16 protein-coding genes and 3 pseudogenes are annotated in these 24,629 nt (G+C 63.9%); 10 read left to right on the top strand and 9 right to left on the bottom strand.

The genetic code is table 11. From position 1 onward, the window contains the following. Window positions 1–195: 195 nt before the first annotated feature. The 3 genes and pseudogenes from B0I32_RS32895 to B0I32_RS32885 all read left to right on the top strand — a co-directional run bounded on the left by B0I32_RS32895 (window position 196) and on the right by B0I32_RS32885 (window position 1,530). The gene (locus tag B0I32_RS32895) at window positions 196–429 is read left to right on the top strand and encodes a hypothetical protein (RefSeq protein WP_106246383.1); all 234 of its coding nucleotides are present in this window, start codon (window positions 196–198) and stop codon (window positions 427–429) included. Beyond that, window positions 426–737: pseudogene (locus tag B0I32_RS32890) on the top strand (PIN domain-containing protein); the annotation flags it as partial. The gene B0I32_RS32895 and the pseudogene B0I32_RS32890, both read left to right, overlap by 4 nt. A gap of 355 nt (window positions 738–1,092) precedes the next feature. After that, complete coding sequence (locus B0I32_RS32885; protein WP_106246381.1) at window positions 1,093–1,530, top strand: NUDIX domain-containing protein; 438 nt, start codon at window positions 1,093–1,095, stop codon at window positions 1,528–1,530. Between the two features lie 416 nt (window positions 1,531–1,946). On the opposite strand, the gene B0I32_RS32880 is transcribed toward B0I32_RS32885, so the two are convergent. After that, the gene (locus B0I32_RS32880) at window positions 1,947–2,516 is read right to left on the bottom strand and encodes a TetR/AcrR family transcriptional regulator (RefSeq protein WP_245956173.1); all 570 of its coding nucleotides are present in this window, start codon (window positions 2,514–2,516) and stop codon (window positions 1,947–1,949) included. Between the two features lie 91 nt (window positions 2,517–2,607). Between B0I32_RS32880 and B0I32_RS32875 the strand changes: the two genes are divergently transcribed. From B0I32_RS32875 to B0I32_RS32860, 3 genes are all read left to right on the top strand, one after another. After that, the gene (locus B0I32_RS32875; protein WP_106246380.1) at window positions 2,608–3,501 is read left to right on the top strand and encodes a TIGR03564 family F420-dependent LLM class oxidoreductase; all 894 of its coding nucleotides are present in this window, start codon (window positions 2,608–2,610) and stop codon (window positions 3,499–3,501) included. 2,556 nt (window positions 3,502–6,057) lie between these two features. Continuing rightward, window positions 6,058–6,816 (top strand): neutral zinc metallopeptidase, encoded by a 759-nt coding sequence (locus B0I32_RS32865; RefSeq protein WP_181308008.1) that lies wholly within the window; start codon window positions 6,058–6,060, stop codon window positions 6,814–6,816. Between the two features lie 468 nt (window positions 6,817–7,284). After that, window positions 7,285–7,827 carry an SMI1/KNR4 family protein gene (locus B0I32_RS32860; RefSeq protein ID WP_146178393.1) on the top strand — a complete coding sequence of 181 codons (543 nt, stop codon included), beginning with the start codon at window positions 7,285–7,287 and terminating at the stop codon, window positions 7,825–7,827. A gap of 1,306 nt (window positions 7,828–9,133) precedes the next feature. Here B0I32_RS32860 and B0I32_RS32855 read toward each other — a convergent pair. From B0I32_RS32855 to B0I32_RS32835, 5 genes and pseudogenes are all read right to left on the bottom strand, one after another. Further along, window positions 9,134–9,946: a peptide deformylase gene (locus B0I32_RS32855; protein WP_181308006.1), complete on the bottom strand. Its 813-nt coding sequence runs from the start codon at window positions 9,944–9,946 to the stop codon at window positions 9,134–9,136. Window positions 9,947–9,996: 50 nt separating this feature from the next. After that, window positions 9,997–14,652, bottom strand: coding sequence for a serine protease (locus tag B0I32_RS32850; protein ID WP_106246372.1), 4,656 nt, complete (start codon window positions 14,650–14,652; stop codon window positions 9,997–9,999). Further along, complete coding sequence (locus B0I32_RS32845) at window positions 14,649–14,981, bottom strand: CU044_2847 family protein (RefSeq protein WP_106246371.1); 333 nt, start codon at window positions 14,979–14,981, stop codon at window positions 14,649–14,651. The genes B0I32_RS32850 and B0I32_RS32845 overlap by 4 nt, the downstream gene beginning before the upstream one ends. A 218-nt stretch (window positions 14,982–15,199) precedes the next feature. Further along, window positions 15,200–15,484 (bottom strand): annotated as a pseudogene (locus tag B0I32_RS32840) (transposase); the annotation flags it as partial. Between the two features lie 149 nt (window positions 15,485–15,633). Then, window positions 15,634–16,704: an ISAs1 family transposase gene (locus B0I32_RS32835; protein ID WP_219912115.1), complete on the bottom strand. Its 1,071-nt coding sequence runs from the start codon at window positions 16,702–16,704 to the stop codon at window positions 15,634–15,636. 230 nt (window positions 16,705–16,934) lie between these two features. Between B0I32_RS32835 and B0I32_RS56710 the strand changes: the two genes are divergently transcribed. Then, window positions 16,935–17,201 carry a hypothetical protein gene (locus tag B0I32_RS56710; RefSeq protein ID WP_146178392.1) on the top strand — a complete coding sequence of 89 codons (267 nt, stop codon included), beginning with the start codon at window positions 16,935–16,937 and terminating at the stop codon, window positions 17,199–17,201. 366 nt (window positions 17,202–17,567) lie between these two features. Here the strand turns inward: B0I32_RS56710 and B0I32_RS32825 are convergent, their stop codons facing one another. The 3 genes and pseudogenes from B0I32_RS32825 to B0I32_RS32810 all read right to left on the bottom strand — a co-directional run. Beyond that, window positions 17,568–18,341, bottom strand: a complete 774-nt coding sequence (locus tag B0I32_RS32825; RefSeq protein WP_106246368.1) for a transposase family protein — start codon at window positions 18,339–18,341, stop codon at window positions 17,568–17,570. Window positions 18,342–18,631: 290 nt separating this feature from the next. Then, a complete protein-coding gene (ltrA, locus tag B0I32_RS32820) occupies window positions 18,632–20,011 on the bottom strand; it encodes a group II intron reverse transcriptase/maturase (RefSeq protein WP_106246366.1) in 1,380 nt (459 codons plus the stop codon). Window positions 20,012–20,722: 711 nt separating this feature from the next. Beyond that, window positions 20,723–21,754, bottom strand: a pseudogene (locus B0I32_RS32810) (IS630 family transposase); the annotation flags it as partial. A gap of 20 nt (window positions 21,755–21,774) precedes the next feature. On the opposite strand from B0I32_RS32810, the gene B0I32_RS32805 reads away from it, so the two are divergent. The 3 genes from B0I32_RS32805 (at window position 21,775) to B0I32_RS32795 (ending at window position 24,534) form a co-directional block, all read left to right on the top strand. After that, a complete protein-coding gene (locus tag B0I32_RS32805; protein WP_281262632.1) occupies window positions 21,775–22,278 on the top strand; it encodes a transposase family protein in 504 nt (167 codons plus the stop codon). A 175-nt stretch (window positions 22,279–22,453) separates the two neighbouring features. Beyond that, the gene (locus B0I32_RS32800) at window positions 22,454–23,452 is read left to right on the top strand and encodes a TIGR00725 family protein (protein WP_106246365.1); all 999 of its coding nucleotides are present in this window, start codon (window positions 22,454–22,456) and stop codon (window positions 23,450–23,452) included. Between the two features lie 245 nt (window positions 23,453–23,697). Next, complete coding sequence (locus B0I32_RS32795) at window positions 23,698–24,534, top strand: transposase family protein (RefSeq protein WP_425438121.1); 837 nt, start codon at window positions 23,698–23,700, stop codon at window positions 24,532–24,534. Window positions 24,535–24,629 lie beyond the last annotated feature (95 nt).

The raw sequence follows: 24,629 nt of genomic DNA, 5'->3' as shown, positions 1-24,629 counted from the left end.
CGGCAGCGGCCGTCGGCCGACAGTCGGAGTTTGGTGGCGAACCCGCCGCGGGGGTTTTTACAGCGCGTGACCGTTCCCGGTTCCACTGCACTCTTGACCTGCGCCGAATCCTACACCCGCTCTTGGCGGACAAGATCATTGCACGCATATTGGACAGCTCGGAATCGATCAGTTCCAGCGCGTAGATTCAGACGCATGGCCGCTGCCGCCCCTGAAGAGTACGACGACCTGCATCGGCTGGTCGACCAGCTCGCTGGACACCAACTCCAGGAGATCCGCGCGCACACGCTGCGGCTGGTTCACGCCTCCGGACACAGCGAGAGCGAACCATGGCCTCCGGCGTTCTTCGGCTCTGTCCATGCCGGCCGCTCGGACGAATCCGCCCGTACCGAGGAAATCCTTGCTGAGGGCTTCGGGCGCGAGGAGTGATCGTCGTCGACACCGGCCGGCTCGTGGCCGCCGCGCTTGCTGACGATGCCCATCATGAACGCTGCGTCCGCGAGTTCCAGCGCCTGCACGACGCGCGTGATGAGGTCCTCGTCCCCAGCCTCGTCACAGCGGAAGTGTGCTACATGATCTCTCGGTTCGGCGGCGCCTCGCCGGAGGCTGCGTTTCTCCGCGCTCTTGGACCGGACGTCTTCACACTCGTCGAGCTGACCAAGCGTGACCTCTCCAGAGCTGCTTCGCTGGTCGAGCAGTATGCGGACTTCTCGTTCGGCGCAGTTGACGCCTCAGTCGTCGCTATAGCAGAGCGTCTCCAGGTCAACGAGGTGTTCACACTAGATGTACGCCACTTTCCACGGTCCGACCAGCTCACGTCGGCGCCTTCACCCTGCTCCCCGCATAGCCCTCAGGGCTGGGCCGTCTGGCCGAAGCCCTACTGGGTGCCACACGATCACCGCTCGGGCCGGACCGAGCGCGGCGATCTCTTACAGCCATTGGACGGCGTCCGACCGCTCTGCGACGGGCAGCCACCCTTCGGCAAGAGGCGCACCCGCTCACGGACCTGGGTGCCCAGCCCGCCGACGACGATCACACCTCCATCCGCCCGATTCCCCCCTCGGCCGTGGCCTGCTGGAATACGTTGCTCCCATGAAGGTGCGCGTTACCGGCGTGGTCATCGAAGAGGGTCAGATCTTGCTGCTGGACCAGGACACCGACACCGGCCGCTCATGGTCGCTGCCCGGCGGAAAGGTCGAGCAGGGCGAGTCCATCGCAGGCGCGCTGCTGCGCGAGATGCGCGAGGAGACAGGTCTCGACATCCGGGTGGACCACCTCCTGTACGTATGCGACCACCTCCCTGGCAACGGCACCCATGTCATCCACATGACGTTCAAGGCCACCAGAGTCGGCGGGAGCGTGGCGGCCGCCGCCGACGGTGCCGACACCACCCCGATCCGCGGCGTCCGGTTCGTCCCGGTGACCGAGCTGCCGACCCTCGGCTTCTCCCCGCGGTTCGTCGAACTGGCGCAGAACGGCTGGCCCGGGGCCGGCTCCTACATGGGCGCCAAGTCCAACATCGGCCTATGAGCCCACGAGAGCCCTGAGGCCGCTCGGTCACGGAGCAGTCCCACGCCCATGGGGGGGTGAATCCAGCGCTTCAGGACAAGATCTCAGGGGAACGCGCTGTGGACGATCAGCCGCAGTTGGCTGGTTTCGGCCGTAGACATCCGGATGTGAAGCAGCGAGGCCCGTCACCACGTTTCCGTTACGGTGGAAGACTCGTAGACACTGGGGACCCAGCTACGCGCTCGCCGCAGGAAATAAGGATCACCTGCCCCCCGCCACTCACCTCTGTCGCCTGTAGCGGCACCCCGCGGCACCTGGTGGCTCGACGTCGGCACCGAGGAGCGGATCGCCGAGCCCATCCGGCGCGCGGCCGGCTGACCGCCCCGCGAGCGGCCAGGCTCGTGCGGAGCCAGGCGCCGCTCCGCCGGCGGCACCCTTCAAGGCTTCCGACCAGTGGGCGGCTGTGGCTCCTGGTGAGCCGTGGCGCGCAGGCCGTCGAGGACGACCGTGGTCAGCGGGCCGTCGAAGCGCGAGGCGGGACGGCAGACGGTGGCGTACAGCACGCCCACGGCCTGCTCGGGGGTGAGGTCGCGGCGCATCGAGCCCTCCTGCTGCGCCCGCCCGGCGATCTCCGCCAGCAGCTCGCCGACCTCGTCCCAAAGCTTCGCGCAGGACGGCGGCACCGCCGCCGACCCGGCGAGCGACGCGATCAGCGTCAGCGGTTGCCAGGCGCAGTAGTTCATCACGTCGAGCAGCAGCGCCCAGTACGTCTCCGGCCGCTCCTCCAGCCGGCCGCGGATGTGCGTCCGCAGCCCCTCCAGCGTGATCTCCGCCAGCTCCTCCACCATGGCCCTGCGATCGGGGAAGTGGCGGTAAAGGGTGCCGACGCCCAGGCCGGCGGTCTGGGCGATCTCCTCCATCGAGACGCCGGGCCCGCGCTCGGTGAACAGCTCTAGCGCCGTCATCAGGATGCGCTCGCGATTGCGCCGCGCATCGGCCCGCATCATCTGTTCATCCCCTTAACGTGAATCCTGGATTCAGGTTAGTGTACCGCGCAGGAACGGAACCGGAATCTCCCCTTCACCTTAGGACGCCAACATGAAACTGGGCATCGCCCTGGTCACCGGGGGCGCGGACCTGGAAACCCTGCTGGAGCAGGTGGGCACCGCCCGCAAGGCCGGGTTCGAGAGCGCCTTCTTCAACCAATATGCCTCGCTTGACGCGATCAGTGTGGCGGGGCTGGCCGGCCGGCTGAACCCCGGCATGGAGGTGGGCACCAGCGTGGCCATCACCTACGCCAGGCACCCGTACGCGATGGCTGAGCAGGCCCTCGCCGCGAACGCCATCAGCGGCGGCAGCTTCACCCTCGGCCTGGGCCCGAGCCACAAGCAATTCGTGGAGGCCATGTACGGGGTGCCGTACGACCGCCCGGCCGTCCACGTCCGCGAATACCTCACCGCCCTGCGCCCGCTGCTGCGCGGCGAGCCCGTCGACTTCCAAGGCGAGACGCTGTCGGTCACCGGCCAGATCTCCGCGCCCGGCGCCGAGCCCCCGCCCGTGCTGATCGCCGCGCTCGGCCCCGTGATGCTGCGCGTCGCCGGCGAGCTGGCGGACGGCACGATCCTCACCTGGGTGGGCGCCCCATTCATCGGCGACTTCGTCCTGCCCCGCATCACCGCCGCCGCCGAGGCGGCCGGACGACCCGCGCCGCGCGTGTTCGCCCCCGCCATGGTCTGCATCACCTCGGACCCCGACCGAGTACGCGGCGAGCTCGACGCGCAGATGGGCATCGCCGGCGACCTCGCCGCCTACCGCGCCGTGCTCGACCGGCAGGGCCTGTCGGGCGTGCACGAGCTGCTCATCGCCGGTGACGAGAACGAGGTCGAGAAGGGCGTCGAGAGGTTCGCGTCGGCCGGCGTCACCGACCTGGCGATCATCCCGATGGGCACCCCGGAGGAGAAGGCCCGCACCTTCGCGTTCTTCAGCCGCTGAGCCCCGTCCGCGCGGCCGCCGGCTCGCCTCATGGCAGCACCCGGCGTCCGCCGCCACAGCACCTGGGAGGCGGCCGCCCCGGCCCGCGTGATCCCGGGCGTCCTGTCGCCTGGTGCTGCCAGTTCATCGTGACCGCCTCGCTCAGGCTGTCCGCCGCCGAAGCCCAGCTCCACGACCCTTACCAGGGCACACAGACTGGAAGAGAATCGCCACGCGCCCCTCACCCGGCGCTGAACTCGTGTGGGACGAAGAGTGGGTACGCCGCTGCCCCGCGCCGCCACAGACCTCACGCTGAGCGAGGCGACGCCCGCAGGCACATCCAAGGCCGCGGCCCACCAGCCATGATCGCTAGGAACGTACAGGGAACGATCAACCGTAGAGCGCCGGTGTCAGCCGTAGACGGCCGGACACAACGAAAGAGGCCCGTCACCGCGTTTCCGCTGGTGACGGGCCCCTTCCCGCTGGTGTGGCAGGTGCAAGGTTCAAGCTTGCGTAAACTGAGCCGAAGGTTTTACAGCGCGTGACCGTTGCGGTTGAGATATATGGCCTTCCACCTGCGGCATGACCGTGTCTCACCCCGATGCGAACCCGTGATCATTGCACGTATATTGCACAGGAAGTGCACCGTATCGACCTTGTCATGATCACTTGCCTCTGCTTATGTGTTCGAAGTGAGTCGTGATTCCGATACAGGCGGGCGTCTCGAATCTGTTCCGGCGAAGGCCAACCCGGCGGGTGGGAGGGCGAACTACATCCCACTGCTCCTTGTCCTAGGCACGGTCCCCCTTCTGCTTGCCAACTGGTTCATCGCTGCCGCGATCCTTGGACATGACTGCACCTTTTTATACGAGGGCGGCAACATCACGGAATGTGCTGGCGGGCTATCAGAGGAAGAGATGACCGCCACATCGGGACTGATCGCCCTGGTGCTACTTGTCATCCAGATAGGGCTGATCGTCCTAGTGCGCCGGCGCACCCGCGGATCGTAGCTAGGTCGCATGAACGGCGACGCGCTGGACGAGCCACCGTTCCAATTCGTGTTGCACACGGTGATCAGCCTGTTGCCCGGTGGGCCAGGACTGAGGATCGAAGCCCTGCACCTTCGATCGCCCCTGACCATGTCCGGCGACCAGCCATGCCGTGGCGATCGTTGGGCTGCATCTGTGCGTTGGCGCGGCAACCCCCGTCGGAGCGTTCGGCAAGTACGGCGAGGTTGGCGTGCGGCGGCCGGCCCGGTGTCCCGCCACCGTCCGGGACCGGCCTCCAGGCCGCACGCCCGGACGGCGGGCGGGCGGAGGGCCGGGGTATGGCGGCGCGCCGCGCCGCCGCTTGAGTACGTCGTGGAGCTGGAAGAGCTTTCGGCAAATCCGCTGCACCGGATCAAATGGAAGCCGGCCAAGACGACTGATTTCCGTAGACCCGCGAATCTTGGCGAACCCTCGTCAGGCACAAGAGCTGCTGACCGCGGTGACCTACATAGGCAGACGGGGGCGCAGCTGGCGGCTCATGCCCCTGTTCTCCTGCATGTACTACACCGCTCTTCGCCCGCCGAAGCCATGGCCCTCCGCAGGGAGGACTGCGGCCTTCCGGCAATCGGCTGCGGACGCTTCCTCATCGACGTATCCCGCCCCGAGGTCAACAGGCAGTGGACCGACACCGGGGACACCCATGAGGAACGTGGCCTCAAGCACCGTGGGCGTGATGACGTCCGTCCCGTCCGCATCCCGCCAACTCTGGTGAAGATCCTTCGGCAACACATTGAAGATTTCGGCCTCGGTTCAGGCGGACGACTCTTCCAGAGCGAGCACGGCGGAGTCGTCGCCTCAACGGCTTACACAGAGGTCTGGCAGGAAGCCCGCAAGCTCGCCCTGACGCCCTCCCAGGTCGCCTCTCCGCTCGCCAGGCGACCGTACGACCTCGCGAACCGCCGGATAGCCGACGCCGTTGCCTCTCTCACACAACGAGTCCCAGATGATCTCCGGGGCTCGTTTGCGTCTCACGGGTACATCAACCTGCGAAAAGCAAGTCCTGACCAGGGAAAACGCGGCCAAGATCAATGAACGTATATTGCGCGACCAGCGACGAACGGCCGCTCAGCGCAGCGTCTGGCTGCGTACCCCCGAAACGCAGAAGAGGCCCCGACGGGCCTCTGACCTGCAGCTACTGCTGGTGGCAGGTGCAAAGTTCGAACTTGCGTAGGCTGAGCCGACGGTTTTACAGCGGGCTGACATTCCCGACCTCACCAGGCCTCTGACCTCGGGGTACAGCTCTCACCCGTCCCTTACCAGGGAAGATCATCCCGCACATATCCCGCGAGGCAGAACCAGTCACGATCATCCCCGGAACCGCGGATCTCTCGGGGAGAGAGGCCTCCCACTTGCAGAGGACCAGCGGTTTCTACCTCGGATTCGGAGGCCGGACGTTGCGCAGTGCGGTGGGGTAGCGGCGTCGCAGGTCGCCGACGGGCCTCCGAGGAGGATGAGTACAGAAATCGGCGCTTGATAGTAATCGCTGACTGTTGCTCCCGGGATGGTCTAGACCGTATTGTCACGCTCCGTGAGACTCCTCGTCATCGCCAGCCTGAGCTGCGTCTCAGTGCTGGCGTTAAGCACCCCCGCTGCGGCGTATCCAATCGAGAACGAGCCTCAGCTCACAGAAAACGCCCTTTACGGCTACGGCAAGCTGCCCGCGTCGAAGTGCGCCGAGAAGTCGATCAAGGCGAATGACTCCGTCTCCGCGAAGGCCTACATCCTGGCGATCTTCCGTTGCCTCGACGCCACCTGGGGCAAGCACCTCACCGCCAACGAGGTGCCCTTCGAGAAGGCCAAGGTCACCTTCGTCAAGAGGCTTCCCAAGAGGTGGTGTGGGATGAGGATTTCGGCCGACGACTCGCAGTCCTGGTACTGCCCTGCGACCGACGGCATCACCTACCAGCTCGGCAGAAGCTGGCTCGGGGAGCCTGACAATCTGTGGCTGTCCTACACAGCGGCAAGGGCCTATGGCCACCACGTGCAGCGCCTGGTCGGCATCCAGAAGGCGAAAGAAGGACTCCGCTACTACTCCTACGAGGAGTGGACGGAGCAACTGCGGCGTCAGGCCCTGCAGGAAGATTGCCTGTCCGGAGTTTTCCTCGGGAGCGTCTGGCCGCTGAAGGGCCGGTCCGCCAAGAAGGTGTCCGAGCTCTACGGCCAGTTCTCCGACTCCGTCATCTACGGCAAGAAGAAGAGCATCGCCTACTGGGTCAAGCGAGGCTTCGCCACTGGTGATCCCGGTTCCTGCAACACATGGACGGCCTCCTCGAAGCAGGTCGCCTAAAGCAGCAGGGCGATCCCGTACGACCACCGCACACGGCCCGGAACCCTCCCATAGCTCCGGCGAGCCGCCAGGCTGGTGACCGCAGCCTCGCGCAGGCCGCATGGTCGGCGGCTCGAACCCGAACCTAAGGATTGAAAGATCCAGTTTCAGCCGTTCCACATCGTTCAATGCAGGCCAGCGGCTATGTGGGGTCCATTCTGAACGGCTCCGAACGACCTCGTATTGCAACTTAAACTGCAACCCTGGCGGCCCGCTGCCGGCCGCGAGCGGGTACGGTCTGACCTTCTGTTCACAAGGTCCCCAAACGATGTGCGAGGGCGTTCAGGCGCATTCGCCACGCAGGTCGCGCACGTGGCGTCTGTCCGTATCAGTCCGGCCCGGTGCAAGGTCGTCCGGCCCGCTGGCTCCCAGCTTGGCTCCCAGGAGCGTCACGCAAAAGGTCAGTCGTGGCCGATACCGTCGCCCTCCATGAGTGCCGCGTACCCATGGTCTGATCTCTTGCCGGAGGATGAACCGGTGGCCGAAGGCCCTGACCATCCGCCGTTGCCGCCGGGTCACGGTCTCCACCCCCCGGCCAGTGAGTTTGAAGTCAGTCAACTCGAAGAGCGGTTGGGTGTGAGACTGCCGCCGAGCTATCGGCAGTTCCTCCTGTTCTCCAACGGCTGGGGCATCGAGGAGTACTCCGTGGCACCGGTCGCGGAAGTCGGCTGGCTCCGTGACGTCTGGCCCTCAGCGGTCGAAGCCTGGACCTCGCCCATGGGTGAAGAGCGCCCGAGCGTGCCCGATGACCTCTACTTCGTCTACGGAAAGGAGCAGAGCAGCGACAACATCAGAAACGAATATGTGCGTGACACTCTTCTGGTCGGGCTGTGGGACGGACTCCTACTCCTCAACCCCCACGTTATGACCTCCGATGGCGAGTGGGAGGCGTGGCTGCTCGCGGGCTGGAAGGCCGGCGCCAATCGTCACAGGTCCTTCTGGGACCTGATGAAAGACATTTGTACCCCTTGACGCCCTCCGGCGGCAGGGAAGGATGGCGTCCATCTCCACCCTGCTGCACCTCTCCACAGGCGCCGATGTAAACCCGGCGAGCGCGGCACGCAAAGGTGCTTCGGCGGAGTTTGGCATCCGAGATCAACCACGTTGCTCGGTGAGCCAGGGTGAGGAACAAACCCTGGATCGTCGATCGCCCCCGACCACGTATGGCGACCGGCCATGCAGTGGCGATCGTAGGGCTGCATCTGTGTGGCGGCGCGGCAACCCCGGCCGGGGCGTTCGGTTGGTACGGCAGGGCTGGCGTGCGGTGACCGGCCCGGTGTCCCGCCGCCGTCCGGGACCGGCCCCCAGGCCGCACGCCCGGACGGCGGGCGGGCGGAGGGCCGGAGGTACAGCGGCGCGCCGCGCCGCCACTTGATCGACGGCCAGGAGGAGATCGTCAACCAGCGGATCGCGGACGTACTCACTGCAGGAGATCACGGACGGCACCACCCAAAGGGCTCCGGTTTCCCCGGGGCCTTTCGGCGTTGCAGGGGCCACGTCATCCCGCGCATACTCCGGATCATGGGCCTCGACCTGGGGAAACGTCCCCGGATCCATCCCGCGTATATCCCGCAACCACCGACAAACGGCCGCTCACAGCGGCATCCGGCTGCATACCCCTGAAATGCAGAAGAGGCCCCGTAGGGCCTCTGAGCTGCGCTTACTGCGTGTGGCAGGTGCAAGGTTCGAACTTGCGTAGGCTGAGCCGACGGTTTTACAGTCCCGTCACGATCATGCGCTGACCTGGGCGTACGCCTATGACCACCTCAACTTGGCTGCGTATTGGCCGTGGTCAAGCTCTGGACGGAGTTGGACGAGTTGCCTGGTTAACCGACAACCGAGGCATCGTGTGGATGTCTACAGCGGCCGGCCGAAATGATGACCAACCGGCACGGCCACCTCCTGCCCGCATAGCTCCACCAGGCCGAGGCCACCGGCCTCAAGCCGCTCCGCAGCCTGGCTCGCGGCTTGCGCCAGGACTTCGACACTGCCAATGCCGGGCTGACCCTGGAGTGGAATTCCGGAGCGGATCAAAAGGGACGGCTACGGGCGTGCCAGCTTCGACCTTCTCCGCCTCCAGATCCTCCACGCCGACTGATTGTCGTCATACCCCGTCACCAGATCACAAGAAGCAAGAAGTGGATCAGAACCGCTTCTCACGGCCGCCGTCATGATCCCTTACCGCGGGCCTTGATGTCGCGCAAGCGCGGTGCCCGCGATGCGGTCTTCTTCGGCCGATGACGGGATGGTGTTCCTCCCGTCGACATGCCAAGGACCATCAGGTGCGTGCGTAGGGCATCGGCGGTATGCAAGAGAGGTTGATTCCTCTCCCTTCGATCTTGGAATAGACCTCCAGTTGGTCGGTACCGATGAGCCGCTGTACGTATTCGATGCCGTTCAGATGGTCGATCTCGTGTTGCAGGACACGCGCTAGGATTTCGTCGGCCTGGACGATGATCGTCTGGCTAGTAGGCAAAGTTGCCACCGCAGTAATAATCTTCGGGCGTACGACATCGGCGGCAGTACCCTCAATCTTCAATGAGAGGCAGCCCTCTCCATAGCTCCACGTGCCTTTAGAACGAAGGATCTCGGGATTCACCATGATCTGGGGAACCACGCGCCCGAAGTCGTGAGCCAGCACCTGTAATGGAACACCGACCTGGTTGGCCGCCAGTCCAATTCCTTCGGCACGATTCATCACCGAGATCATGTGGCGGCCGAAATTGAACAGCCCCCGGCTGATGACCCTCACTTGCTCTGTCGGCGCATGGAGCACAGGCGTGCCGATGGGGACGATGCCAGACTTTGCCAATGAACTCGTATGACCCGCTGGCCAGGTCGTCTTCTCTATAAGGATGTCAAGTACCCGGGCGGCGGGCGTGTCATGGGCCTCGGTGATTGCGACGTAGTCACCAGCCAGTTCGGCCAACCGGCGCTGAGCTGATCGTGAGAGCGCGAATCTCCGCCCGCAGGAACACGCGGAATAGAATTCGTCGATTCCGCCAGTTGTTCCCCTGATAAGCACCTGATTGAGCGGCACGCAGATCTGCTCGTCGCCGCGTACTGGGCAAATAGTGACGATGGGGCTCATGGTCGGGGCAGGAAGGCGAGGTTTCCGGACAGCCCGACGTTTCCTATCCGTCATTCGATGTCCCCTAGTTCGTTTCTGAGCGCACCGCGTAGCACCCTGACGCACTCCTCGTTCCATTGGAATCGCTCAGCGTTCTCCTGCAGAGTGGCCAGGCCGTCCTTGCGTTGGTCCTCGCTCGCGGACCGACCGCTGAGCGCCATCAGCGCCACACTCAACTCCATATTTTCGAGGAGGGCCGCGCCAAGTGCACCGTAGAACGCCACCACCTCCGATCCTGGTTCCAGGACGAGGCCTGCCAGCGCGGCATAAAGTAGCTGCATTCCATTTCCTTCGTTAAGATACTCACGCAGGAGATCATGCAACTTGTCAGAGTCCTCCATAAGCTTGCGGGACGCCTGAAGGCCATTCCGCAAAGCCACTTCCACCAAGAACTGATGCCCTTCATATGGATTCCATGCTGCCGTCATCTGGCAGGCAATTCTCAGCAACGCATGGCCTTCGGGGGTTACGATCACCGACTCGTTGGCGGCGAGAAACTGGGCGCTGCTCTGCGGACCACTGGACTGAGTGAGTATGACCCACTCTTCGATGGCGGCGGCGATGTACGAGAGCCGTCGCATTGGCTGCATGGTCTGCACGACATTGAACGGAGGGACGATCGATGGGTTGTCACGGATCTCTTGCTGGACGACGGCCGCCTGGCTGCGCACGAGTTCGGGATACCCACCTGATCGCGTGGCCAAGAATTCGACATGCTGCTCTGCGCTTTCGAGCTGCTCGTATTCGTCAAGCTGGCTGGTTGTCAGGAAGGAGAACACCTTGGTGCTCACTTTTTCCCTGATCCTATCGGCGACCCAGTCAGTGATCGCCTCCTTCTCCGCCTCGGAGGACCAGGTGATGCCCGCCTCTTCAAGGAAATGTGAGTCAAGCGTCAGGGGCGCTGGTGGCTCTGGCGCCTCCGCGATGGTCGCCGCATGAGCGGCAGGGAGGAGTGCCTCGACGAGTTCCTGGGACGCCCGCGGGCTGCTCAATAGCTGGAAGAGGGCGCGATAAGCCGCAGGCTCATCCCTCAACTGCGTCGACAACTGGTCGGCAACCTCGACCACTCCCTTGTCAGCGAGTAGGAGCGTGAGACGAGAGTTGGCAAATTTGGTGAACTGTTCTGCGAGAGATAGCGCAAGCTGGGCGGCCTCTCCCGGATTGGTGTCGGCCATGGCGTCGATAGCAAGTGCGCGATCCTCCTCGGCTAGTTCATTGTCCCGGGCTATCCGATCGAGGCTGGCGTATCCCTCCGGGCCAGCGGTCGCCAGACCGCCGATGAATTTCTTGCTGCCGGCATAATTGGCCTTGGACGCACGCTCGCGGCCTAGCAAGCTCACGGCGGCCGCACCCGCGCCGGGAATGTCACGCCCTGCCATGGCGATGATGAGCTCACCTTGGAAGTCGTGTTCGGGCTCGAAGTCGGTGGCCAGCTCTGCCACCACCGTATGTGGTATTGAGAGGTAACCGCGCTCCAAGAGGCTGGTGGCCACTCTCGTCCGTATCCACGCGGGCGCTCCGGGATCGGCGACTAGCTCGGCGGCTAGATCGAGACACTCACCGGCCTCGACGAGGGCGATGATGTGCCGCATCTTCAGGTCGATGTCGAGCGGTGAACGGACCTGAGTGAGCAACTCTTCGATTCCGGCTGGGCCTAGCTCGACCACCGACCGCGCCAACTGCCTGCGTTCCTCCCAGCTGATATCCCTCCTGCTCAACATCTGAACGGCCCGGGGCAGAACGGCGGTCTCGCCTCTCCGCACCAGTGATTCCACAAGGGTTACACGTTGGTCGGCCGACAGGTTGGGGTCATCGAACAACTCGAGGCCCAGTTGGAGGACATCGTCTTCGCCTACGGCGAGAAGTTCCGAGATGAGAGCCGCACGCAGGTGCCAGACGGTGAGCGGCGTCGCGGCGAGCTCCTTGGCCAAGCGGATGCGATGAGCGTCACCTGTCCGGATAAGGGCTGCGCCGACCGTAGCCCGGATCCGTGTGTGGACTTCGTGGTCCCGGAGAATCTGTGCAGCGAGATTGCTACCGACCTGACTCTCCACTGGGATCGCGTTGACGAGGATGCGCAGTTCACTCACAGTGCGAGCGTTTCTTATGGCGGATTGTAGGGCGACGAGACCTTCCGGATCATTCGCGAGAACGATCGCCCGCGCGTTCCACGCTCGATAGACGGTCGGTACGCCGCGGTCACTGACGCATTTCCGGGCGATCTTCAATCCTGCAGGATCACCGATCTCTGCAAGCAGGCCGGCGACCCTCAGAAGGGTAGAAGACTCGATCTCCTCACTGTTCAGCAACCGGCGCGAGGCCTTGACGGCTTCATCCAGTCGTGCATGAACGAGCTCGCCCAGATGGAGTAGAGCACGCTCACGGTCGAATGAGCGCCAACTCTGGGTAGCGGAAATCACAGCCGATAGCACGCGGGTCTTCAACTCGGTGGACATACGGGCGCCAGCGACCGCGACACAACGGCTCGCGAGGAACGTCTGCTCGTACCAGGAGTCCGTCGGCGTGTCGAGGAGCAATTCCACTAGGGTGCCTGGGTGCGCCATTAGACCCGCCGTCAGCGGCCAGATCTCATACCAAGGTGTGTCGAACCAGCGGTGTGCGGTGACGATGCCTCGCAACTCGTCCGCCGTCTGGGACGCCAGATACGAGGCCATGCAGTACTCAGCCAGAACGGGATGAGTGAACCGGATCATGGACTCGCTCGACTCGCTGAGATCGTGAGCAAGTAGTCCGTCAAACATATATTCCCATATCAACGGGTCCGAAAGCGGGCGGGGCTGGCTGCTCATCGCGGGTCGTAGTGTCTGCCATACATACCAGCGTGTGTCAGCCTCCGTAGCAGTTCTAGCGTGGTCCGGATGTTCGCGGAGTGCAACGGCGAGATTGGGACGGGAGAACCGATCGACGCGGGAGCGCCATGGACGACTCAGCCTGCCGATTGCATCAGAGAGAATTCTGAGCCGGAGAGTCGGGTCAGGCGGGCTATCTGGGTCCAGGGCCTGCAAGGTCGGGTCACGCCAACGACCCGACAAGGCGCCAAGCATGACAGACTGAAGCACCTCGACACGCGTTGAAGGCAGTACCTGGACGTTATTTCCTTCGGAGGCCAGTCGGCATAGGAAGGCGGCCAGCAGCGGCACCTTTGCCAATCTTCTTAGTTCTGGGCGGTCGAGCAGTTCAGCTTCAAATTCAGTACTCCTGACTGGGTGCCGGGCGAACCAGGAGCGGGCGAAAGCGAACACTTGGCCAGGGGAGAAACCGACGACATCGGCATTGAAGCAGCCACCCAATGCCGCTGTGTCAATGTGTAGCGTACGCGAAGGTCGTGAGGTGATCAGCAGCTGGTTTCCGCGCTCCGTGAGGATCGGCAGAGCCTGACGAATCTTTTGCCGATCGGCAATGCTCACTTCATCCAATGCGTCAAGGCACGAAATGAGCCTGCCGTCCTCATAAGCAAGCCGGATGATGGCGTCCACAGGAATTTGCGCCCAATCCGCTTCGGCATCGGCCTGGATCGCGTTTGCCAGCGCCCTCAACACACTGTCCCTGGTGATCGCGGTCGGCAGCATGCGCCCCAGATCTGCACAATCGATCAGGACAGGCAATGAGACCGATGTACCGTCAACGCGGTTATCGTTGAGCTTTTCCAAAGAGTCAGCGGCAACGGCGTTGGCATGGCTGTTCAGCAGCCATGACTTACCTAGTCCAGGCATCCCACGCAGGACGATGCTGCGCCATCGCACCCGCAACGGTGCCCACTGAAAGACGCCTTCGAATCGAACATCGTTGACGCCCAGCTCCTCAGACGATAGTTCGTCCTGATGGGCGGGTTCCGCGGGTCTGCCGTGTGATAGGGCGCGCACCGAGGGCATCTGGTGAATATCAGCCCTAACGGCACCGGGCGGCAAGAAGGCGGGACGTTCGGCGATCACCTGGTCAACCATTCGGAGAAAACCACGGGTCGCAGCTGTAAGATCCATCACCTGAGATGAATTTAGGCGGGCGAATTCCCATCGGCGGTCGGTGTGATGGAAGCGCGCGTTTGCCATCCAAAGGTCCGGATACAAGTCGGACAGTACGCTGGACGCGATAGCGATTCCGCCGATCGGCAACAGGCTGGTGCGCTGTCCTTTGGTAACACCGACCACCTCTCCCGATCCCAGATCAAGGATGGGGCCGCCACTCAAGCCGTCGTCGATGATCGAGTCTTTGCACTTGATGACTGAGAAGATACCTTCACTACGAACCGTTTCGAACTCCAGGCGAGCGCTATCCGGCGCATACCCACCACTCGTGCCCCGCGTGTACCCCTCGGCAAGCAGTGTAGAACCGGACAACCTATTGCCTAGCAGGACACAGGGATGGCCGGACGCGGCGTCATCGTGCACGCGGAGCAGCGCGAGATCCGGAAGGGGCCACGAGCCGGGGCCTTTAGGCGGTGGAGGGTCCAGCCATTCTTGGCTGAGTTCATTCAGTACGACACCGTTCCACTGCGCTCGCACGCCCTCGCCGGCCTGGTACACCACATGCGCTGCAGTCAGAACAAGACCTTCGGCGACAAAGAACCCTGATCCGGCTGCCTTGCCTTGCCCGTCTGTGATCAAAACTGTGCAGCTGCGAAGGTGCTTCTCGAGATGGACCGTCATGTCGGGGCAGGCCTTTCCCTGTCCCACTCCAAGGCGATCTTAATCGAGCCGTTCGCACCGCCTTCGACAAAGAAGGCGGTGATCTTCCCTGTCTTGGCGTCGACTCCGATGTTGAGCTCAACGGACGCCTTACTAGGGAGTATCTTCTCAATGCCCTGACGAAGCAGGGCACCGATCTCCGCCGCTACATCAACGAGATCTTGGAATTCGATATGGAAAGAGACGTCCTTGTACACGGGTTCGTCCGTGCTCTGGGCCGTCATCAGAGTGTCCGCGGGGACCGAAAGCAGCAAGATCTCTCTACCGCTCGGCAGCCTGACAGGTACCATGTCGTCTCTTTCGAAATTCGGCGTGCGGGAGGCCAGGCTACACCAGCACCCAAGAGCTCACCGCCCTCTAGATAGGGACGGCATTCGCCCAAATGTCCCTTTATCGGTCAATGGCTTCGAAATTTCACGATCACGTTGCGCTACGCGCGCGGAGAGGAGTCGGCCGCGTCCGAGATCGTGGTATATGAGAATGAGACCACTCTGCGATCTGTACCTATTTAAGCAGCAATAGCATCAATCGTCACATTAACATCATTGCTGTCTTCTGTTTCTTTTTCTCGACGGCCTTGCGGCACTCGGCCAGCACCGCGCCGACCAGGCGGATGATCGCCTCGCGGTGCGGGAAGATCCCAACGACGTCTGTCCGGCGGCGGATCTCCTTGTTCAGCCGCTCCTGCACGGTTGGACCAGATCTACCGGCACACCGCCTTGGGATAGGCGGCGAAGGCCAGGATGTCCTCGCGCGCCTCGTCCAGATGCTCGGCCGCCTTGGGGTACTTGTCCTCCAGCGCTTGCGTGACCGGACGGTGCAGGGCTCCGGCGTAGTGGAGTTATGTCCTGTTTCTCGATCATGGGAGGTCGAGGACGGTGAGGGTCCGGGTGGCGTCGCGGGAGATGTGGCGGATGGCTTGGGCGATGTTGCTGGCGCCGGTCAGGCGTAGGGCACCGATGGCGAGGTTGCGCAGGCTGGCCATGGCGCGTGGAGCGTTGCCGGTGCGGACTCGGCTGTGGTCATCGGCGTAGGTGACGTCGCGGACGTAATGCAGTCGTGGCCGCGGATCCAGGCGGCCAGGTCGGCGGGAGGGGCTTGCCACGCGGGCAGATCGGTGATGGCGTAGACGGTCACGGTCCGCCATCTGCCCGTGCTGCCGTCTTTGACCTGGCGCTTGACCTGGCGCTTGATCCGCATTGCCTGGACGGCGTGGGGGAACAGCAGCCCGGTGGTGAGAGTGACGGCTTTGAGGGTGCGGCACTCTTCACGTCCGTGTCCCCGGTCACGTTCGCGGTGCTGGACGGGAATCTGTTTCCAGGACAACCGTTTGACCTGCGCGTACAGGCTGGGCTGGTTCTTCTTGACGATCAGGACGTAGTGCGCCCGTTTCTGCTCGATGAGGAAGGTGGCGTGCTCGCGCTGGGTGTGCAGGGCATCGGCGGTGACCACGCGATCGTCCAGGTCGAGGCGCTGCAGCAAGTGCTGGAAGCGGGTGATCTCGTTGGTCTTGCCGTGCACGTCGGTCTGCGCGAGCACCAGGCCGTTGCTGTGGTCGAAGGTGGCCAGCAGATGCACTGGCTCACCGCCGCGGTGGCGTGCACCGCGCAGGGCTTTGCCGTCGACGGCCACAGCCTGACGACGCGCACGAGCCGGGCTGTGGATGGTGGTGTCGGCTGTGGCGGCTCGCCCGGCCAGCCAGGAGCAGACCGCCTCATCCAGGGCCTCGGTGTCGAGCTGCTCGAACAGACGCCGCACGGTGGACTCGTCGGGCGGCTGCCAGGCCCGGCTCAGTGGATCCCGGCGGACGCCGAGGACGGCCATCACCTGGGCGGGGGCCTCAGCAATCCACTCACCGATCGCGGTGAACGAGCGCGCGCCGGCCAGCACGGCCGCTGCGGCACCGGCCAGTAACGACGCCAGCGCATGCCGGACGCCACGCGGATCGCGAGGGTCGGGAAGTCGCTGGAAACACTCCAGCAAGCTGAGGGAATTACCGGTGGAGGCGGCCACCGGTCCATGCTCGGCCAGTTGGCCAAGGGCAGCACTGATCGGCAATGATGAGGCAACAGGCACGGTCTTCTCTGGTGATCATAGGCGTCGAGAACCTCATGATCTCGAAGGTCGTGCCTGTTCTCGTCCCTGGGCACGTCTCCAGGCGGCTCTTGCTGCCCCGGCACAGTCGCTCCGCGAAACGGCCACTCAGGCTGTTATCGATACCTCGCCGTGGCCCTGGGGGCTGGGTGGACTGGATCCAGGATCCGGTGCAGTTCGAGTGCGGCAGAGGCCACGAGATGGCACACCTGCTGACAATTGCGAGCTGGGAACTCGACATCGAGAGCGGCAAGCGTTGGGCTCCCATCGAAGAGCGTCCGCTGCTCACCCCTCACGCCCCTGAGGAAGTGCAGAACCCCACCGATCTCATGATCCAGGACGCTGGATCGCTCTACATGTTCGTCTGCTTGGAGTGCCCCGAGCGCCCGGTGGACTCCGTCAGCCAGGGGTCATGAACTTGGTCCGCATAGTGCACAACCGCCCACGCCCTAATCGGTGATCAGCCACCTTGCTCCGTGAGCCAGGGTGAGGAACGAACCCTGGATCGTCGATCGCCCCCAACCACGCACGGCGGCCGACCACGTCGTGGCGATCGTAAGGGCTGTATCTGCGCGGCGGCGTGGCAACCCCGGTCTGAGCGTTCGGTCGGTACGGCGCGCCAGGTGTGCGGCGGCCTGGCCCGGTGTCCCGCCGCCGTCCGGGACCGGCCCCCAGGCCGCACGCCCGGACGGCGGGCGGGCGGAGGGCCGGGGGTACGGCGGCGCGCCACGCCGCCGCCTTGATTCCTATGAGAACAATTCGGCAGTGAACGCTTTTCATCCTCATGCTGCCTGCGCAACTCGGTGGTTCTGAAGGACGGCGATGGCCTTGCAGAGGTGGCCGGCCTTGCTGGGGCTGCAGCGTAGCTTGCGGAGGATTTTCCAGCTTTTCAGCTGGGCGTTTGCGCGTTCGCCGGGGCCGCGAAGGCGGGCGTGGGCGCGGTTGGCCTGCTTCTGGGATGCGGGTTTGTTCTTGCCCTTGTACGGGGTGCGGACCGGGCCCTCGGCTCCCTGATAGGCCTTGTCGGCCAGGGTGATGATCCCGGCCTGCTCCAGTGCGCGCAGGATGCCCCAGATGCGGGCGGCACTCAGGTCATGGGCTTTGCCCGGCAGCGCGCCGGAGGTCCACAGAATCGTCCCGTCCGGTGAGGCGAGGACCTGCACGTTCATCCCATGCACGCGGTGCTTGCCGGAGAAGTACGGCCGGTCGGCCTTGACCCGGTCGATGTGGATCAGCGTGCCGTCCAGTACCAGGTAGTGCAGCCCGTCCCGCTTCGCTTTACGCAGTGCCTGTTCGAGCTTGGGCGAGCGCGCCGACAACAGCGAGACCGTCTCCTCTACGTACCGCCAAGCGGTCGCCGTCGACACCCCGAAACCGGCGCCGAACTCGGTGAATGTCTCGCCCTTGCGCAGGTAGACCAGCACCAGCAGTGCCTGCCGGCCGGGGTTGAGCAGCCGCCAGGCTGACCTGATCGCCTTACGGTGCCGGCGGATCATCCCGGCGACGTAGTTCAGCGTTGAACGCGACAAATCGACGGCGGCACGATAGAAAAGCATCCGGAGCCCCTGGTTGTGACGGATCTGGTTGTGGTGATCAATCCATCTACCAGGGGTTTCTTACGTCGTCAGGCGAACGCCAGACTAGCGATCATGCTGTGACCAGCACCCCGCCGCGAGGGGGATGTAGGGTCGGGAGCTGGCGCGGTTGCGGCTGATGGCGGTAGGGCTCGGGGCCTTTCTTCCGCCGGTTTCCCGGTCGGCTGTGCTTTCCCCGATGACCGTGGCCAGGCCGTTCCGTTTCCAGCTCCCGCCCGTCGAACCGTGCATGCGGTTCTCCCGCACACGGCTCACCGACGTCGTTCACCGCCGGCATTCGGTCTTTCCCGCCAGGGCTTACCCGCCCTGGGTGCGACGACGATTCCATACAAGCTGATCAGTCCCAGATCGACCGGTTGGGAGCGGGTCAGCACCCACCAACCGAATGCCATGCTGCGGCGGTGACGTCGTCGTATGAAGTGCGCCAGCCGCATCTGGGCGTATCGTCTGATCTTGCTGAGGCGCTGGGCTGAATGTCCGTAACGGAAATACCCCGCCCAACCGCGTAGGAAGTCGTTCAGGTCCTGCACGATTGCCTCCGGCCACAACAGCATCCGACGCCGGGCGGTGATCTCCCGGATCCGGTCGCGGGCGCGCTGCATGGCCTTGTCCGCGGGCCAGCGGGCGAGGAACACAAACGGTCGTTTCCCGTTGAGGCCCCTGGATCTGACGAGCCGATGATGAAAGCCCAGAAAGTCCAGGCCTTCCCCGCCAACCTCCAGATGGACGATGCGAGTCTTGGCCACCTTGGCCTCCAATCCCAGCTCGGCCAGCAGTTGGGTCAACCGGGCCAGAGCCCGCTCGGCCTGACTGCGTGACCAGCACATCGCGATCAGATCGTCGGCATAACGGACCAGCGTCCCGTCTGCTTCGTCCCATGCCCGATCCAGCCGGTGCAGATAGACGTTGCATAAGACGGGGCTGACCACCCCGCCCTGCGGGCTGCCAGTGACCTCACGTCGCACCTGCCCCTCCTGCATCACCCCGGCGCGCAGAATCTGTCGCAAGAGCTTCAGCAGGGACTGGTCGCAGATGCGTTCCTCGATCGCTCGCATCAACTCCTGATGCGGAATCGCCGAGAAACAATCGGCGATATCCGTCTCGACCACCCACCGGCGCCCCTTTGCCTGCTCATCCACGAGCACTTGCAGGGCGTCGTGCGTCGACCGCCTCGGGCGGAACCCGAAAGAGCAGTCGAGCATGTCCGCCTCAAAGACCGGTTCGAACACGATCTTTACGGCGGCCTGCACGATGCGATCCCGAACCGCCGGGATCGACAACGGCCGATACTCGTCCCTGACTCCCGGCTTGGGAATCAGCACCCGGCGAGCGGGCAACGGACGGTATCGCCCTTCCCGGAGTTCAGCGGCCAGTTCATCGAGCAGCCGGGCGACCCCGTACTCCTCGACCTGGCCCAGGGTGGTCTTGTCGATGCCGGGTGCGCCGTTGTTCGCGCGCACCATGACCCACGCGCGCGCCAGGACGTCTCTGCGATAGACCTTGTCCATCAGCGCGTGGAACCTGCGTCCGGGATCGGCCTTGGCCGCCCGGTAGAGCGCATGCTGCAAGGCACGAACCGGATCACGCGGACGCGACCCCGAAGCGGCGGAACTAGCCGAAACGGCACTCACCGGGCCTCCTCCTTCAAGACAATGCGCATCGACGAAGTAGTGGCCCTTCCCTCACCGCCGGTTGTGTTGTCCGGTCGGCTCAAGCAGTACTACGGCCACCTCCGACGCCCACCCGGCTCACCACCCACTTCCCGAGATCATCGGTTATAGGGCGCGCCACTCCAATGACATATTTCCGCAGGTCACCGGGCCGGGGAGGGCCTCCCCAGTTCCCGCCGTCACTATCGATGCGTTCCGCGCCCCATACGCCGGGGAGTCCTTGACGGCTGCACATCCAGGATCTTCACCGCGTCCATGGCCTTCGCCCCAATTTCGAGAGGCTCGGCACTCCCTCGTCCCACCCGCAGGCAGGCTGAGTAACGACGCCGCAGGCTTCGCTTCATGCTACGGACCGCACCGTCGCTCCCCCATCAGGGCCATTGACGCTGGGCTTCGACCCCGCCCGTTTCCAGACGAAACCGCCAGCCTGCTACCGGGCCTCCTGGCAGCTACCCGGACCGGACTTCCACCGGCAAGCGACGACGAGCTTACGAACAACAAGATCCACCGCTACGTCACGGCTTCACCTCCTGCTCTGCTGGGCGCACGAAAAGGGCTCACTGATCGCTGCGCCGAGCAGACCATCAGCGTCAAGGGCGAGTCCATCGACGCCTGGTACTCCGGCAAGGCCCACCAGCACGCCGGCAACCTCCAGGCTCTCTCAGCGCCTAAAGCGGCATTCCAGAAGTTTCGCTTGTAACCCGCGGGCAGCCAGGGGCTGGTCCACGGAGCTGCGGCGGTCAGCAGTTCGGCCGGTGAGCGAGCGCGGAAGAAAGCGTGGATCTGTCGGAGGCGGCCGGGCCAGCTGACGGCGGTGTTGGCGATGAAGGTCTTGAGTGCGGCCCAGATGCGTTCCACCGGGTTGTCATGCGGGCTGTAGCGCGCTCCGAACAGCACCTGCATGGTGGGGTGCTTGTTCAGGTAGTCGGTGACGGCATGGGCATGGTAGATGCTGTCGTTGTCGCAGATCACCACGATCGCCGGGGCTGTCGGAGCGACCAAGCGGATCTGTTCCAGCAGGGCGATGAAGTCGGCGGCGCAGCGACGGCCCAGCCGATACACCCACCGGCCGGTGGTCATCTCCAGCGCGCCGAACACCGTCACCTGCCGGTTCTTGCCCGGCGTGCCGATCTCCGGCCGACGCGAACGCAGCGTCCAAGTGGCCCGCACGTGCGGCAGCAGGTGCACATGGGTCTCGTCGGTGGCCCACACCAGCGCCCCGCACGGTAGCTCGCGCAGCCGGGCGGCGATGGCGGCCACCGCCCGCCACCGGTCCGGATCACCGCGGGCCACCAGCTTGGGGCGCCGCCAGATGGCCACCACCCGCAGGCGCCGATACAGGGTGCGCGGGCTCAGCTTCGGCCGGCCCAGGTACTGCCATAACCGGGGCACCGTCCACGGCCCGGCCCGCTCCAGCAGCGCGGCGATCCGATCCAGGAGGCGTGGCCCGCCGATGCGCGGCCGCCCGGGGCGGGGCCGATCGGCCAGGCCCGCCGGTCCGTGCTGGTTGAACCGGCCGATCCACCGCCGCACCGTGCTCGGACCACAGTCCAGCAGCTCGGCGATCTGCGCCGGGGACAGACCGTGGACCGACAACAGGACCATCATCGCCCGCAGGGCTTGCCGCCACTGGCCGCGCAGATGCGTGCGCAGGTGCTCGATCGAGGCTTCGGGACCGTTGGCGAACACGCTGACCGGGCGCATACTGACCACGACCTCGTCGGGTGGTTGGGCGTTGCAGGCAACTTCGATCCAACCCTCGGCGAGGGTTCTGTCAATGCCCGTCCGCGTCGACGATCTCACGTCCGTTACGCGCAAAACTTTGGGAATCCCGCTTTAGCGGGCTGCCCCTATGGATCGCCGAGGTCGAGCCGGGCTCGGTGCACGACCTGACCGCCGCCCGCACCCACGTACTCGCCGCGTTGTACGCCGCCTCAGCAGCCGACCTGCCCACCCTCGCCGACAGCGGCTACGACGGCGCCGGAATCGGCATTCACACACCCATCAAACAGCCCAAAGGAAATCACATTCTCAGCCCCGACAACCGCACGTACAACCGGCTACTACGTGCCCTGCGCTGCCTCGGCGAACGTGGATTCGCCCTGCTCAAAGGCCGCTGGCGGATCCTCCAGCACATCACTGCCAGCCCCAGCGCGATTAGCGACATCGCCCGCGCAGCCCTTGTCCTCACCCACTTCGAGCACAACTACCTACCGGCAATCGACTGAGATCACGTCAGTATCTCTAGAGAGCCATGACGACTTGACAACCTCCTTTGATGGAGCAGAGACCAGCCTTGCCCAGTGGCATTGCCAGCGGCACAGGTTCGTGCTCTTCTAGAGGTCGTCGGGAGTTCCAGCATGCGCTCGATCGACTCATCACAGTTCATGGGGAGGCTTCACCTTGTCTGCAAAATTCGCAACATATATTGCTGTTGTCGGCCCATCCTCCGCTACGCATAGGGAGCTAAGGATCGCGGAAGAGGTTGGACGCCTCCTCGCGAAGCGAAGTGCGATCGTGCTGTGTGGAGGTCTCGGCGGCATAATGGAAGCGGTTTCAAGAGGAGCTACGCAAGCGGGGGGTTTGGCGCTCGGCTTCCTGCCAGGCGTGGATCGCTTCGAGGGGAATCCGTATTTGACCATAGCATTAGCAACTGGCATGGGTGAGCTACGAAATGCCATGCTGATACGTGCTGCAGATGCAGTAATAGCGATAGGCGGAAGTTGGGGAACGATGAGTGAAGTCTCGCTCGCCATGCGAACTGGCAAACCTCTGGTGGCAGTGAGACCCTGGAGAATTTCTGGAAACTTATTCCACTCAAATCGGCGCATAAGAGTGGTTCGTTCAGCCAGGCAGGCCACCGACATCGCCTCAATGGCTTCTAGTGCTGCTACCCGTGCAGCACCCTCATTGCCGGGGCATAGCCGGTCCGATCCTGTCGACGTCTGGCGAGCTTACGAACTTGCACAAAAGCACTATGAATCTGATTTGCAGTTGTTTAGCACTCGGATGAATCTGTTCCTGCTCGTGCAGAGCGCCCTGGTTGCTTTGACTGCGACGCTTGCTAGTCAAAACGTGAAAGAATTTGACGCGAAAACCGTATCGGCATTCGGTCTGCTGCTTGCAAGTGGCTGGTTCGTCGTAGCGGCTAGCTCCTACGTGTGGATTCACACCTGGAGACTCCAGATGATTAAACTTGGTCTTGCAGCGCAAGAAGAAACCGGCGTATCAACATCCAGTGCTGCGTTTGATAGGCACACTCGGCGCGATCTTCATATAGGCAGTAGAGCTGCTAAACTTCCTGAAGTAATATCGTGGTACGTCCGCCCAACACTAATCTCTTGTCTTCTGCCACTACTTTTCATAGCAGGGTGGATCTATATCGGCTGGCTTCGGCTCTAGTGGGCTTTGTCCTCTAGATTAGCCGATGCAGAATTCCTAAGGGAGTCAGGGGCTGCCGCGGTACAGCAACGCTCCTACACTGAGGTGATCTCAGAGAAATATCTCGGGGTGAAAGGGGATTTTTGAGACGTCTGTGGTGACGTTCCGGACCTTCCGGGAGAAGTCGTCGAAGGCCGGAAACAGACGTGGAGCCTCCGGTAGACGAGTGCTCACCACAAGAAACACCCTCGGCCGAAAGGCTCCACGTGATTGCTCATCGTGCCATGCTCCACGTCTCCCGGCCGCTGGTTCGCCACGTTGCTCAACTGCTGCAGAACGAATGCCGCCGGCTCGGCACCCCCAAAGGCAGTCGCGCCCTGACTCCGTTCTGGCAGGCAGTGCTGATTCTGTGCTGGTTCCGGGGCGAGAACGACATCCCCAAGCTCGGCCGCGATCACCGCGTCTCGCGCGCCACCGCCTACCGCTACATCGCCGAGGGCATCGGCGTCCTGGCAGCTCAAGCCCCTGATCTGCACGCTGCGCTCGACCGTGCCCATGCCGACGGGCTGGCCTACGTCATCCTCGACGGCACCCTGATCCCCACTGATCGCTGCGCCGAGCAGACCATCAACGTCAAGGGCGAGTCCATCGACGCCTGGTACTCCGGCAAGGCCCACCAGCACGCCGGCAACCTCCAAGCTCTCTCAGCGCCCAGCGGGCTGCCCCTATGGATCGCCGAGGTCGAGCCGGGCTCGGTGCACGACCTGACCGCCGCCCGCACCCACGTACTCGCCGCGTTGTACGCCGCCTCAGCAGCCGACCTGCCCACCCTCGCCGACAGCGGCTACGACGGCGCCGGAATCGGCATTCACACACCCATCAAACAGCCCAAAGGAAATCACATTCTCAGCCCCGACAACCGCACGTACAACCGGCTACTACGTGCCCTGCGCTGCCTCGGCGAACGTGGATTCGCCCTGCTCAAAGGCCGCTGGCGGATCCTCCAGCACATCACTGCCAGCCCCAGCGCGATTAGCGACATCGCCCGCGCAGCCCTTGTCCTCACCCACTTCGAGCACAACTACCTACCGGCAATCGACTGAGATCACGTCAGTGACCACTGCATTCACTTCGTGCCTCCCCGTGCAGTCGCAGTGCCATGTCGACAGAGTGCCTCGGATGACGGACCCCCCAGCGA

The sequence above is a fragment of the Nonomuraea fuscirosea genome, assembly GCF_003001935.1.
GTDB classification, from domain to species: Bacteria; Actinomycetota; Actinomycetes; order Streptosporangiales; family Streptosporangiaceae; genus Nonomuraea; species Nonomuraea fuscirosea.
The sequence above is the reverse complement of the archived record's forward strand: the minus strand, read 5'-3'. Positions and strand labels throughout refer to the sequence as shown.

What these genes read in the sequence shown, in the direction of transcription:
- B0I32_RS32880 (WP_245956173.1), bottom strand. Translation starts at nt 2,516, where the DNA reads ATGATGCGGGCCGATGCGCGGCGCAATCGCGAGCGCATCCTGATGACG.
- B0I32_RS32860 (WP_146178393.1), top strand. Translation starts at nt 7,285, where the DNA reads ATGAGTGCCGCGTACCCATGGTCTGATCTCTTGCCGGAGGATGAACCG.
- B0I32_RS32875 (WP_106246380.1), top strand. Translation starts at nt 2,608, where the DNA reads ATGAAACTGGGCATCGCCCTGGTCACCGGGGGCGCGGACCTGGAAACC.
- B0I32_RS32845 (WP_106246371.1), bottom strand. Translation starts at nt 14,981, where the DNA reads ATGGTACCTGTCAGGCTGCCGAGCGGTAGAGAGATCTTGCTGCTTTCG.
- B0I32_RS32895 (WP_106246383.1), top strand. Translation starts at nt 196, where the DNA reads ATGGCCGCTGCCGCCCCTGAAGAGTACGACGACCTGCATCGGCTGGTC.
- B0I32_RS32855 (WP_181308006.1), bottom strand. Translation starts at nt 9,946, where the DNA reads ATGAGCCCCATCGTCACTATTTGCCCAGTACGCGGCGACGAGCAGATC.
- B0I32_RS32825 (WP_106246368.1), bottom strand. Translation starts at nt 18,341, where the DNA reads ATGCTTTTCTATCGTGCCGCCGTCGATTTGTCGCGTTCAACGCTGAAC.
- B0I32_RS32885 (WP_106246381.1), top strand. Translation starts at nt 1,093, where the DNA reads ATGAAGGTGCGCGTTACCGGCGTGGTCATCGAAGAGGGTCAGATCTTG.
- B0I32_RS32850 (WP_106246372.1), bottom strand. Translation starts at nt 14,652, where the DNA reads ATGACGGTCCATCTCGAGAAGCACCTTCGCAGCTGCACAGTTTTGATC.